Source organism: Kitasatospora sp. NPDC059088 (assembly GCF_042738155.1).
GTDB lineage: Bacteria > Actinomycetota > Actinomycetes > Streptomycetales > Streptomycetaceae > Kitasatospora.
Window position 1 is genome coordinate 19,677 of record NZ_JBHYGR010000068.1, and the last position, 12,289, is coordinate 31,965.

The following is a 12,289-nucleotide window of genomic DNA, read 5'->3' on the forward strand; positions in this document are numbered from 1 at the left end:
AGCGCATCGTGAGTACAGCTGTGGACGCCACCGGGCAGGAACGGCAGACGCCCTACGAGGGGCCGCTGCTCGACGTGCGGGACCTGCACGTCGAGTTCGTCACCCGGGACGGCGTCGCCAAGGCCGTCAACGGGGTCAACTACAGCGTCCGGGCCGGGGAGACGCTGGCGGTGCTGGGCGAGTCCGGCTCCGGGAAGTCGGTGACCGCCCAGGCGATCATGGGCATCCTGGACATGCCGCCGGCCCGGATCCCGCGCGGGGAGATCCGCTTCCGCGGCCAGGACATGTTGACGATGGGCAAGGAGGAGCGGCGCAGGATCCGCGGCCGGAAGATCGCGATGATCTTCCAGGACGCGCTGTCCGCCCTCAACCCGGTGCTCAGCGTGGGCTACCAGCTCGGCGAGATGTTCCGGGCGCACCAGGGCGTCTCCCGGGCCGAGGCGAAGGCCAAGGCCGTCGAGCTGATGGAGCGGGTGCGCATCCCGGCGGCCAAGCAGCGGGTGAACGACTACCCGCACCAGTTCTCCGGCGGCATGCGCCAGCGCATCATGATCGCCATGGCGCTGGCGCTGGAGCCGGACCTGATCATCGCCGACGAGCCCACCACCGCGCTGGACGTCACGGTGCAGGCCCAGGTGATGGACCTGCTGGCGGAGCTCCAGGCCGAGTTCCACATGGGGCTCATCCTGATCACCCACGACCTGGGCGTGGTCGCCGACGTCGCGGACAAGATCGCCGTGATGTACGCGGGCCGGATCGTCGAGACGGCGCCCGTGCACGAGCTGTACGCCCGGCCCGCGCACCCGTACACCCGCGGCCTGCTGGACTCCATCCCCCGGCTGGACCAGAAGGGCCACGAGCTCTACGCCATCAAGGGCCTGCCGCCCAACCTGCTGCGGATCCCCCCGGGCTGCGCCTTCAACCCCCGCTGCCCGCGGGCGCAGGACGTCTGCCGGGCCGAGGTGCCGGAGCTGTTCCCGGTCACCGAGGAGGACGGCACCCCGCTGGAGGGCCGAGGCAGCGCCTGCTTCTTCTGGAAGGAGACCCTCCATGGCCGTTAACGGGGCCAGCGCGATGGGCGTGGCGGTGCCGGAGGAGGTCGCCTTCGAGCAGCCGGTGCCGCGCGGCGAGCCGATCCTGGAGGTCCGGGACCTGGTCAAGCACTTCCCGCTGACCAAGGGCGTGCTGTTCAGGAAGCAGGTCGGCGCGGTCAAGGCGGTGGACGGGGTCAGCTTCGACCTGATGCAGGGCGAGACGCTCGGCATCGTCGGCGAGTCCGGCTGCGGCAAGTCCACGCTGGCCAAGGTGCTGATGAACCTGGAGCCGGCCACCGGAGGGTCCGTCCGCTACAAGGGCGAGGAGATCTCCCGGCTCTCCGGGGCCGGGTTGAAGGCCGTCCGGCGCAACATCCAGATGGTGTTCCAGGACCCGTACACCTCGCTGAACCCGCGGATGACGGTCGGCGACATCATCGGTGAGCCGTTCGAGATCCACCCCGAGGTGGCGCCCAAGGGCGACCGCCGCAAGGCCGTCCAGGACCTGCTGGACGTGGTCGGGCTCAACCCGGAGTACATCAACCGGTACCCGCACCAGTTCTCCGGCGGCCAGCGCCAGCGGATCGGCATCGCACGGGGGTTGGCGCTCAAGCCGGAGATCATCATCTGCGACGAGCCGGTCTCCGCGCTGGACGTGTCCGTGCAGGCGCAGGTGATCAACCTGCTGGAGCAGCTGCAGGGCGAGTTCAACCTCTCGTACATGTTCATCGCCCACGACCTCTCCATCGTCCGGCACATCTCCGACCGGGTGGGGGTGATGTACCTGGGGAAGATGGTCGAGCTCGGCAGCGACCTGGAGATCTACGACCACGCGACCCACCCGTACACCCAGGCGCTGCTGTCGGCGGTGCCGGTGCCGGACCCGACGGCGCGCGAGAGCCGGGACCGGATCGTGCTCACCGGGGACGTGCCCTCGCCGGCCAACCCGCCCTCGGGGTGCCGGTTCCGCACCCGCTGCTGGAAGGCGCAGGAGCGGTGCTCGGTGGAGGTGCCGCTGCTGGCCGCGCCGGGCTGGCTGAACGGCGCCGCGGTGCACGACTCGGCGTGTCACTTCGCCGCGGAGCGCGGGAGCGGGCAGGACACGGCGCAGAACGGGAGCGGGCCGGGCACCCCCTGACCCCCTGCCACCGAAGGGCGCGTCCTCGTACCGGGGGCGCGCCCTTCGCCGTGATGGAACCGAGATCTGCCGCGCACTCCCCAAGTGCACGCCGTTCCTTGATAGTTGCACTGCGCCTGGCTGTCGATGGTCGCTGCTGCGCTGAGGAGGCCTGCCCGGATGGATGCGGTCGAGGTGGTCGGCGGCGGACGGGAGAACCTGGTGCCCGGGACGCCGTTGCTGGAGGTCGAGGACCTGCACATCGAGTTCCACACCCAGGACGGCGTCGCCAGGGCCGTCAACGGGGTGAGCTACTCGGTGGCGGCGGGGGAGACGCTGGCGGTGCTGGGCGAGTCCGGTTCCGGGAAGTCGGTGACGGCGCAGGCGATCATGGGCATCCTGGACGTGCCGCCCGGCCGGATCACCTCGGGCCGGATCCTGTTCCGGGGTGACGACCTGCTGACCATGAGCCCCCGGCTCCGGCGGACCGTCCGGGGCCGGAAGATCGCGATGATCTTCCAGGACGCGCTGTCCGCCCTCAACCCGGTGCTCAGCGTGGGCTACCAGCTGGGCGAGATGTTCCGGGTGCACCAGGGGCTGTCGCGCGCCGAGGCGAAGGTGAAGGCCGTCGAGCTGATGGACCGGGTGCGCATCCCGGCGGCCAAGCAGCGGGTCGGCGACTACCCGCACCAGTTCTCCGGCGGCATGCGCCAGCGCATCATGATCGCGATGGCGCTGTCCCTGGAGCCGGACCTGATCATCGCCGACGAGCCCACCACCGCCCTGGACGTCACCGTCCAGGCCCAGGTGATGGACCTGCTGGCCGAGTTGCAGGCCGAGTTCAACATGGGCCTGATCCTGATCACCCACGACCTCGGCGTGGTCGCCGACGTCGCGGACAAGATCGCCGTGATGTACGCGGGCCGGATCGTCGAGACCGCCCCCGTGCACCAGTTGTACGCCCGGCCCGCGCACCCGTACACCCGGGGACTGCTGGACTCCATCCCCCGGCTGGACCAGAAGGGCCAGGACCTGCACGCCATCAAGGGCCTGCCGCCCAGCCTGCTGCGCATCCCGGAGGGCTGCGCGTTCAACCCCCGCTGCGACCGGGTGCAGGACCGCTGCCTGACCGAACTCCCGCCGCTGGTACCGGTGGCGGACGCGGAGGGGGCCGAGCTGCCCGGCCGCCGCAGCGCCTGCCACTACTGGCGGGAGACCCTGCACGGCTGAGACCGGCCGGGCGCCGGGGCGCTACTTGGTGAAGCCGACGTTCTCCCAGACGATGTCGGACAGGCCCTGGGCGCCGATGTTGGCGAGGTCGGCGCGGGCGCCGTACAGCTGCGGGCGCTGGTAGAGCGGCAGGACGCCGGCCACCTTCCAGAGCTCGCCGTCGGCCTGGTTGATCGCCTCGGAGGCGGTGCCGGCGTCGGTGGCGCCGGCGGCCCGGTCGAGCGCGGCGTCCACCGCGGAGCTGCCGGCGCCGGCCCGGTTGGTGGAGCTGTTCTGGGCGTAGCTCGCGCGGCTGCCGCTGGCCGGGAACGGGGTGCCGAGCAGCGCGTAGACGGCGATGTCGAAGTCGTTGCGGTTGACGTACTTGTCGAAGAACTCGTTGGGGGCGGCGGTCACCGGGGTGACCTTGATGCCGACGTCCTTGAGCATCCTCGACACCGAGGCCGTCTCGTTCTGGGCCACGGCCACCCCGGCGGGGACGACCATCCGCAGGTTCAGCTCGTGGCCGTCCTTCTTCCGCACCTCGCCGTCGAGCTTCCAGCCCGCCGCGTCCAGCTTGCGGGCGGCCTCGGCCGGGTCGAAGCGCGACAGCCCCAGGGAGTTGTCGCGGTAGCCGTTCTGGTTGGCGACCAGCAGGTGGTTGTTGAGCGGGACGGCGGGCCAGTCCAGGCCGTTGAGGTCGGTGCGGATCAGGGCGTCCCGGTTGATCGCCTGGAGGACGGCCTGGCGGACGGTCGCGTCGGCGAGCACGGGGTTGCGGGCGTTCAGGGTGAGCTGGCGGAAGTCCGGCCCGCCGGCCCGGCGCACGGCCGCGCCCTTGGTGTTCCTGATGACCTGGTAGCCGGCCAGGTCCGGACCGTTGTTGAGGAGGTCGATCTCGCCCTTGGCGAAGGCGGTGCGCATCGCGTCGGGCAGCATGGCGTGGAAGACGATCCGGTCCAGCACCGGCTTGTCGCCCCACCAGGTCGGGTCGGCGACCAGGGTGACGGTCTGCGCCGACGGGTCCAGCCGCTCGACCTTGAAGGGGCCGGCGGTGAGCGGAATGGCGTCCAGGTAGGCCGAGTTGAACAACTCCGGGGTGGACACCTTGCTCGCGGGCAGCAGCGGCGCGTTGGCGGCGCCGTTGAACATCGACTGCCACTCGGAGAACGGCCGGTCGAAGGTCATCACGGCCTGGAAGTCGTCCTTGCCCCGCTCGACCGAGCTGACCAGCTCGAAGCCGGAGGTGCTGGAGGGCCGGTACGCCGGGTCCTTGCCGTTCATGGCACGCCAGTTGGCCTCGATGTCGCGCCAGGTGATCGGGGTGCCGTCGGACCAGTGGGCCTTCGGGTTGAGCGTCCAGGTGACCACCTGGTGGCCGTCCCTGAGCTCGGCGTGGGCCTCCTGGAGGTAGGCCGGGTTGACGGTCTGGGTGCCCGCCGCGTCGGAGCGGAAGAAGGTCGGCAGCAGCGGCTTGCCGACCGCGACGGTCGAGGACTCGGTGCCGTCGGTGTGGATCGGCGACCACTGGTGGGAGAACTGGGAGATCGCCAGGTTCAGGGTGCCGCCCTGGCGCAGCCGGGCGCGGTCGTGGGCGTTGATGTCGACCGAGGTCAGCTTGGGCACCCCGGTGGCGGCGACCGGGGCGTCCGCGACGGTGCCGTCCGACCCCGCGGAGCAGGAGCAGAGCGCGAGGGAGAGCGTCAGGACGGTGAGGCCGGCGAGCAGTGCCGTCCGGTGGTGCTGGAGGCTGCGGCGGCCCATCGGCGTGGCTCCCGGGGTGACTGTGACGGATGGTGTGGCGTCACATCTTGCTGACGGGAGGGGGAGTTGTCGAGGGGCGGGACGGCCGCGACCGTGCGGTGCGGCGGCCCCGCCCCTCGTTCGTGCCCGGCTCGTCGGCCGGTGCCGTCGGACGGTGGGTGCCGTCCGGCGTCCGGGCGTCAGGCGTCAGGCGTCAGGCGTCAGACGTCAGGCAACGGTGAACTTGAAGGTGCGTTCCTTGTCACCGGTCTTGTCGAACAGCGAGGTGACGGCGTCCGCGACGTCCTGGGTGGTGATCGCGGCGGTCTGGCCGTTCTTCTTGGCCTTCACCTTGTCGAACGCGCCGTTGAGCAGGGAGCCCAGCGCGTCGAGGTCCCACTTGGGCGCGATCTTGCCGGAGGCGTCCGGGGCCAGGGTGAGCGCCTTGGCCGCGGTCTTCGGGCCGAAGTCCCAGGTCTTGGCACCGGCCACGACGTGGATCTTCCCGCTGGTGACCTGCTTGCCGAGGCTGTCCGCGGCGGCCTGGAGGGCCTGGGTGGAGACCTTGGGCTGGGCGGCCGTGACGGCCAGCGCGATCGGCTGGTCCGGCTTGCCGGCGGCGCGGTCGCGGTAGGCCTGCTCGATCACGTCCAGCGCGGCGTTGGTGTCCACCGCCTGGCCGGCCTTGCCGGGGACGACGACCGGGTCGCCGTTGTCGGCGAACTTGACGTAGCCCTCCTGCAGGCCCTGGCCCGAGCCGACCGCCAGCGAGTCCAGCGCGGCCTTGAGCTTGGCGCGGTCGACCCGGACCTCCGGGGCGACGGCCTTGGTGCCGCCCTGGATCGACGTGATCACGGTGACCGGGTTGTAGCTGTGCGCGGCGAGGCCGTCCACGGTGGCCGTGGTGTCGAAGCTCAGGCCGGCGACCGTCGGGTCCAGGTCGACGCTCTGGTCGCCGATCTTGAGCTTGAGCGGCTGCTGCCCGGCCTTGCCGACCGAGGCGTCCAGCGCGTGGATCGCCTGGTCACGGCCGTTGCCGCCGATGTCCGTGCCGAGCACCACGGTGCCCTTGGGGATGTCGGACTGGTTGAGCATCAGGCCGGTGCCGTAGGCGGCGGCGCCGAGGAAGAACACCCCGCCGACGGCGTAGACGCCGAGCTTGACCAGCTTCTTCGGGCCGCCGCGCTTGGCCTTCGCCTTGCCCTTGCCCTTGCCGTTGGCCGGGGCGGCCGGCTCGGTCTTGGCGGGTGCCGGGCCGGACGTGGGAGCCGGCCCGGGGACGGCGCCGGGGAGGAACGGGGCGGCGTCGACCTGGGCGCCGGGACCGTCCGCCGCGCCCTGGGGGCCGGGGGCGGGCAGCGGGGTGACCTCGGTGGCCTCCGGGTCACGACCCGCCCGCCGGGGCCCGCCGGGGGCGGGCTGCGGGGCCGGCTGGGAGCCGGGCTGGGGCGCGCCGGGGAAGAGCCCGCCGGGGCCCGCCGGGGTGGCGAAGGGGTCCTGGCCGGGGGCGGCCGGGCGCTGGGTGGCGAACGGGTCGGCACCGGTCGGGGCGGAGGCGAACAGGCCCGGCTGCGGACGGCCGTCGAAGCCGTCCGGGCCGCCGCCGTTCGGGCTGCCGTGCGGCGCGGTGCCGTTCGGGACAGCGCCGTTCGGGACAGCGCCGTTCGGGACAGCGCCGTTCGGGGCGGTGCCGTTCGGCGCGGTGCCGTTCCGGGGCAGGCCGGGTATGGCGGCCGGGGGCGCGCCGTGCTCGCGGATCGGCGCGAAGCCGTCCACCGAGGTGTCCTCCGGGCCGGGCTCGGCCTGCGGGAAGCCGTTCTGCGGCAGCCCGCTCGGTGGGAACCCGCCCTGCGGGGCGCCGCCCTGCTGGAGGCCGCCCTGGGGCAGCCCGCCCTGCTGGGGGCCGCCCTGCTGGTGCGGCGACGGCTGCTGCGGACGGCTGCCGCGCGGGCCGCGCTGGTCGCCGCGGCCGCGCGCGCCGGCGGCGGCGGGGCCGGTCGGGCCGGTCGGGGCGAACGGATCGGCGACCGGTGCGAACGGGTCGGCGCTCTCGTACACCCCGGGCTCCTCGGCCGGGCCCCCGGCGCCGTAGGGCGAGGCGGGGGCGGCCGGGGCGGCTCCCTGGTGCGGGGCCTGGCCCCGGGTGGGCAGCGGGCGGCCGTTCGGCCGGGCGGCGCCGGCGTCCGGAGCCGGGCGGGTGCCGTTCGGGGCGGACTGCGGTCGGGCCTCGGCGCCGGGGCCGGGCACGGCCGGGGCCTCCGGCGTGCTCGGGACGCTCGGGGCGCCGACCGGCACGGCGGCCGGGGCGGGTTCGGCGGCCGGCGCCTTCTTCTGCCGCGGCCGGAACCACGCGCCGGTGGACTCGGACTCCGAGGTCGCCGGCGGGATCGGCGGGATCTGCCACTCCGGCGGCAGGTTGGGCGGGGTGGCGGAGCCGGAGCCGCCCTCCATCACGCCGAGGACGGGCGAGGCGGGTGCGGAGCGGTGTCGCGTTCCGCCCGGCTCGGTGCCCGGCGCGAACGGGTCGGCCGGGCCGTCGTCGCCCCGGGCGGTCTCGTTCTTGACGGTGCTGCGGACGACGACCGGCGGGATCGGGCGCGAGCCGGGGATGTTGATCCGGACCCTGGTGGTCAGGGTCGTCTCGGTCTTCGGACCGTCGTCCTCGCCGTCCGACCCGGTGTCGGCCCGGTCACCGCCGGGGCCCGCCGGGGTGCCGTAGGGCGGCGTGCCCGACGGGTAGGCGTCCGGACCCGTGCGCCGGGGCGTCGGGTTGGCGTTGTCAGATTCGCGGCTGCTCAATGCTGCTCTGCTCCGGGTTCGCGGGCGGGCCGTGCGGCGCGACCGCGGTTCGTGGTCGCCGGGCCTGGGGCAAACGGCGGTCGGGTACGACGTACTGCGGGACCACCATACTGGGAAGAACTGAGCGGTGAACGGCTTCGGACAGATCCTGATACGTCCGGTTCCTCCGGTATGAGAGTACGGCGGAGTGGTCCTGACTGCGCGTTGTGTGCGCTACCGTACGCGGCCGTCCGCCGGGTTCAGCGTTTGGGGCTGGGGACGCCGGGGAACCAGCTGGTGCGGGTGGGCAGGGTGGCGCAGATCACGCCCAGGATCGAGCCGACGAACAGCCAGGCCAGCGATGTGGCATTGGACCAGAGCACGTTGTCGCCCTCCGGCCGGGGCGCCATCAGCAGCAGCATCGCCAGGAACCAGCCGCCGGCGGGCATCCCGGCGCCCAGCTTGGTGCCGGTGACCCGCAGGCCGGCGTAGAAGGTCGCGGCGGTGGCGGCGAGCGCCAGCAGAACTCCCACGGGCGGCCACAGGGCCTGCACAAAGGATCCGCACACCGACACCGCGATGCCCAGCAGGAAGAACAGGACATACGCCGCGATCCGGGCGGCGCGCGGGGGTTGGGGCTCGGCCAGCCGCTCCTCGCGGGTGCCGAGCACGGTGGCCGCGACCGATCGGGTCCTCGGCTTGGCGGCGGGCGCGGTCATCGGGCGTTCCCCTCGCTCGGGGCCGGGTCGGTTCCCGGACCTGTCGGGTCGGTTCCCGGGCCCGTGGCGTCGGCGCCGAGGCCCGCGAAGAGGTCGTGCTCGGGCCGCTCCGGCCCGGCCTGGCCGCGTACCAACTGGTAGTACTCGGTGGCGAACAGGGGCTGGCCGAGGTGGTTGGAGAGCGCGAAGGAGTCGCCGGCCACGGTGATCTGGGTGGCGTGCGCGGTCAGTGCGGCGGCCTTGGGGGCGGCGTAGCCGGTGCCGTCCAGCACGGTGGTGACCACCTCGTCGGCCACCACCCCGGGGACGTCGCCGGGGTGCGCGACGCCCGGGAAGCGCGCCTCGGCCGCGGTGGCGGCGAGGCCGGCGTCCAGCACCGAGCGGGGCATCCGGTTCCAGTACACCTTGGCGATCCGCCAGGGAGCGCCCGCCTCCGGGGCGTGCGCCGGGTCGGCGGCCAGCTCGTACGCGCGCATCGCGACCCGGTGCGCCTGGATGTGGTCCGGGTGCCCGTAGCCGCCGTTCTCGTCGTACGTGACCAGCACCTGCGGCCGCACCTCGCGGATCACCGCGACCAGGTGGCCCGCCGCCTCGTCGACGTCGGCCCGCCAGAAGCAGCCGGGGGCGTCGTTCTCGGGCACGCCCATCATCCCGGAGTCGCGGTAGCGCCCCGGCCCGCCGAGGAAGCGGAAGTCCGTGACGCCGAGCGCGCGCATCGCCGCGGTCAGCTCGCCGATCCGGTGGGCGCCGAGGGTGTCGTCCCGATCGGCCGTCAGGTGGGCCAGCGCGGGCGGGATCACCTCGCCGCCCTCGCCGAGGGTGCAGGTCACCAGCGTCACCCGGGCGCCCTCGGCGGCGTACCTGGCCATGGTGGCGCCGTTGCCGATCGACTCGTCGTCGGGGTGGGCGTGCACCAGGAGGAGGCTGCGGCCGGTAGTCGCGGTCATGGGAGGAAGCCTAACGACCGCGCTGCGGGGTCAGAGCTTGAGGCCGTTGATCATCCCGGCGAGGTTGCTGGTGACCTGGCTGATCGACGGTGCGATCGAGCTGGACGCCAGGTAGAAGCCGAGCAGTGCGCAGACGATCGCGTGCGCCAGCTTGAGGCCGGAGCGGCGGATCAGCACCACCACGATGACGAGCATCAGCACGGCTGCGGAGATGTTCATGGCCATGTGGGCTCACACCCCTTCTCGGGCGCCGGCCCCCGGGGGAGGGCGGCGGTGGGACCGTACGGGAATCGGGGCCGGGTGGCCGGCGGGCCCGGGACGGGGCCCGACGATCACTCGCCTGACCAGTCATACCCGATGGGTAAGGGGAGCATTACATTCAGTGAGTCCGCGCGCGCCGGGGCAAGGAGGCACTCGTGGGGCGCACGGGCCGGTCGGAGGGGGTGCGGGGCCCTCCGAGGCGTACTCGGGGGTGATGCTCCGAACGAGTGATCGTCAGTCACCCGGCCGTGGCAGTCGCCCGTCGTAGGGTCTGGTGCCATGACCTCCCACACTCCTGCGGACACCTTCCCCCGGCAGTACGCGCGGACCCTGCGCTACACCGTCGGCGCCCCCCGCTCCTTCTCCGTCGTACCCGACGGCTCGCGGGTCGTCTTCCTGCGCTCGCGCTCGGGCGGCGACCGGGCCAACCTGCTCTGGACCCTCGACACCGCCACCGGCGAGGAGCGGATCGCCGCCGACCCGGCGGTGCTGCTCGGCGGCGGCGAGGAGGACCTCTCGCCGGCCGAGAAGGCGCGCCGCGAACGCAGCCGGGAGAGCTCGGCCGGCATCGTCGGCTACGCCCTGGACGCCGCCGGCGACCGGGCCGCCTTCGCGCTCTCCGGCCGGCTGTTCACCGCCGACCTGGCCGCCGGCACCACCGCCGAACTGCCCGCCGTGGGCCCGCTGCTGGACCCGCGGCTCTCCCCGGACGGCGCCCACGTCGCCTACGCCAACACCGCCGGCGAACTGCGGCTGACCCGCACCGACGGCGGCGGCGACCGGGCGCTCGCCGAGCCGGACGGCCCGAACGTCACCTGGGGCCAGGCCGAGTTCATCGCCCAGGAGGAGATCGACCGCACCCGCGGCTTCTGGTGGTCCCCGGACGGCGAGCGGCTGCTGGCCGAGCGCGCCGACGACAGCCCGGTGCGCCGCTGGTGGATCGCCGACCCGGCCAACCCGGACCGCGAGCCCGCCGAGGTCGCCTACCCGGCGGCCGGCACCGCCAACGCCGAGGTCGGGCTCTGGGTGCTCGACCTGCACGGCGGACGCACCGAGGTCTCCTGGGACCACGCGGCGTTCCCGTACCTGGCCCGGGTGCACTGGTCCGAGGGCGGCGTGCCGCTGCTGCTCGTCCAGTCCCGGGACCAGCGCGCCCAGCGGGTCCTCGGTCTGGACGTGACCACCGGCGCCACCGAGGTGCTGTTCGAGGAGCACGACGAGGTCTGGCTGGAGGCCTTCCCGGGCGTGCCGGCCTGGACCCCGGACGGCAAGCTGGTCCGGATCTCCGACCAGGGCGGGGCGCGGGCGCTGGTGGTCGGCGACCAGGCCGTCACCGGGGCCGACCTGCACGTGCGGTCGGTGGTCGCGGTCACCGCGCGGGAGGTGTTCTTCAGCGCCTCCGGCGGCGCCGAGGAGAGCGACCCCGAGCCCGGCTGGATCGCCGTCGGCCGGATCAGCCACGACGGCAAGGAGCTGGCCTGGGAGTCCGCCAACGGCCGCCCGTTCACCTCCGTCACCAGCGCGGTGCACGCCGGCGGGATCACCGTCCGGGCCACCGCCGAGCCCGACCTGCCCGGCACGCTGGTGCAGGTCGCCCGCGACCTGCCGGAGGGCGTGGTGGTCGACGACGTCGCCACCGTCGCCTCGTACGCCGAGACCCCGGCCATCACCGCCCGCCCGGTCTTCCGCTTCGCGGGCGAGCGCCGCATCCCGGCCGCCGTGTTCCTGCCCACCGGCTACGACCGCGAGCGCGACGGCCTGCTGCCCGTCCTGATGGACCCGTACGGCGGCCCGCACGGCCAGCGCGTCGTCCAGGCGCACAACCCGCACCTCAACTCGCAGTGGTTCGCCGACCAGGGCTTCGCGGTGGTCGTCGCCGACGGCCGCGGCACCCCCGGGCGCGGCCCGGCCTGGGAGAAGTCCATCGCCTTCGACTTCGCCGGGGCCACCCTGGACGACCAGGTGGAGGCGCTGCGGGCGCTGGCCGACGAGTTCCCGCTGGACCTCGACCGGGTCGCGATCCGCGGCTGGTCGTACGGCGGCTACCTCGCCGCGCTCGCCGTGCTGCGCCGCCCCGACGTGTTCCACGCGGCGGTGGCCGGGGCCCCGGTGACCGACTGGGAGCTGTACGACACCCACTACACCGAGCGCTACCTGGGCCACCCGGCCGAGCGGCCCGAGGTGTACGCGGCGAACTCGCTGAACGGGTACGCGGCCGGGCTGGAACGCCCGCTGATGATCATCCACGGCCTGGCCGACGACAACGTGGTGGCCGCCCACACCCTGCGGCTCTCCTCGGCGCTGCTGGCCGCCGGGCGCCCGCACACCGTGCTGCCGCTGTCGGGCGTCACCCACATGACCCCGCAGGAGGAGGTCGCGGAGAACCTGCTGCTGCTCCAGGTCGACTTCGTGAAGCGCTCGCTGGGCCTGTAGCCGCCCGGGCCGTCGTGCCTTCGGCATGACATCCGTCATACCGAAGGC

The 12,289-nt window shown here is 73.6% G+C and carries 9 protein-coding genes; 4 read left to right on the top strand and 5 right to left on the bottom strand.

Features of this window, described 5'->3' with window-relative positions; genetic code table 11:
• The first annotated feature begins 8 nt into the window (after positions 1-8).
• The 3 genes from ACFWXO_RS26990 to ACFWXO_RS27000 all read left to right on the top strand — a co-directional run bounded on the left by ACFWXO_RS26990 (position 9) and on the right by ACFWXO_RS27000 (position 3,381).
• Positions 9-1,061: an ABC transporter ATP-binding protein gene (locus ACFWXO_RS26990; RefSeq protein WP_375884723.1), complete on the top strand. Its 1,053-nt coding sequence runs from the start codon at positions 9-11 to the stop codon at positions 1,059-1,061.
• A complete protein-coding gene (locus ACFWXO_RS26995; RefSeq protein WP_375884724.1) occupies positions 1,051-2,172 on the top strand; it encodes an ABC transporter ATP-binding protein in 1,122 nt (373 codons plus the stop codon). Before ACFWXO_RS26990 ends, ACFWXO_RS26995 begins: the two co-directional genes overlap by 11 nt.
• Before the next feature lie 159 nt (positions 2,173-2,331).
• Positions 2,332-3,381, top strand: coding sequence for an ABC transporter ATP-binding protein (locus tag ACFWXO_RS27000; protein ID WP_380526658.1), 1,050 nt, complete (start codon positions 2,332-2,334; stop codon positions 3,379-3,381).
• Positions 3,382-3,402: 21 nt separating this feature from the next.
• Here the strand turns inward: ACFWXO_RS27000 and ACFWXO_RS27005 are convergent, their stop codons facing one another.
• From ACFWXO_RS27005 to ACFWXO_RS27025, 5 genes are all read right to left on the bottom strand, one after another.
• A complete protein-coding gene (locus tag ACFWXO_RS27005; protein ID WP_380526660.1) occupies positions 3,403-5,124 on the bottom strand; it encodes an ABC transporter family substrate-binding protein in 1,722 nt (573 codons plus the stop codon).
• 207 nt (positions 5,125-5,331) lie between these two features.
• Positions 5,332-7,902 (bottom strand): peptidoglycan binding domain-containing protein, encoded by a 2,571-nt coding sequence (locus ACFWXO_RS27010; RefSeq protein ID WP_380526661.1) that lies wholly within the window; start codon positions 7,900-7,902, stop codon positions 5,332-5,334.
• A 239-nt stretch (positions 7,903-8,141) separates the two neighbouring features.
• The gene (locus ACFWXO_RS27015) at positions 8,142-8,600 is read right to left on the bottom strand and encodes a DUF6113 family protein (RefSeq protein WP_380526663.1); all 459 of its coding nucleotides are present in this window, start codon (positions 8,598-8,600) and stop codon (positions 8,142-8,144) included.
• Entirely contained in the window at positions 8,597-9,547 is a 951-nt protein-coding gene (mshB, locus tag ACFWXO_RS27020; RefSeq protein WP_380526665.1) for an N-acetyl-1-D-myo-inositol-2-amino-2-deoxy-alpha-D-glucopyranoside deacetylase, read from the bottom strand. Before mshB ends, ACFWXO_RS27015 begins: the two co-directional genes overlap by 4 nt.
• Positions 9,548-9,577: 30 nt before the next feature.
• Entirely contained in the window at positions 9,578-9,772 is a 195-nt protein-coding gene (locus ACFWXO_RS27025; RefSeq protein ID WP_030062563.1) for a DUF2304 family protein, read from the bottom strand.
• A gap of 315 nt (positions 9,773-10,087) precedes the next feature.
• Here ACFWXO_RS27025 and ACFWXO_RS27030 point away from each other — a divergent pair, with 315 nt between their 5' ends.
• Positions 10,088-12,241, top strand: a complete 2,154-nt coding sequence (locus ACFWXO_RS27030; protein ID WP_380526667.1) for a prolyl oligopeptidase family serine peptidase — start codon at positions 10,088-10,090, stop codon at positions 12,239-12,241.
• The last annotated feature ends 48 nt before the right edge of the window (positions 12,242-12,289 follow it).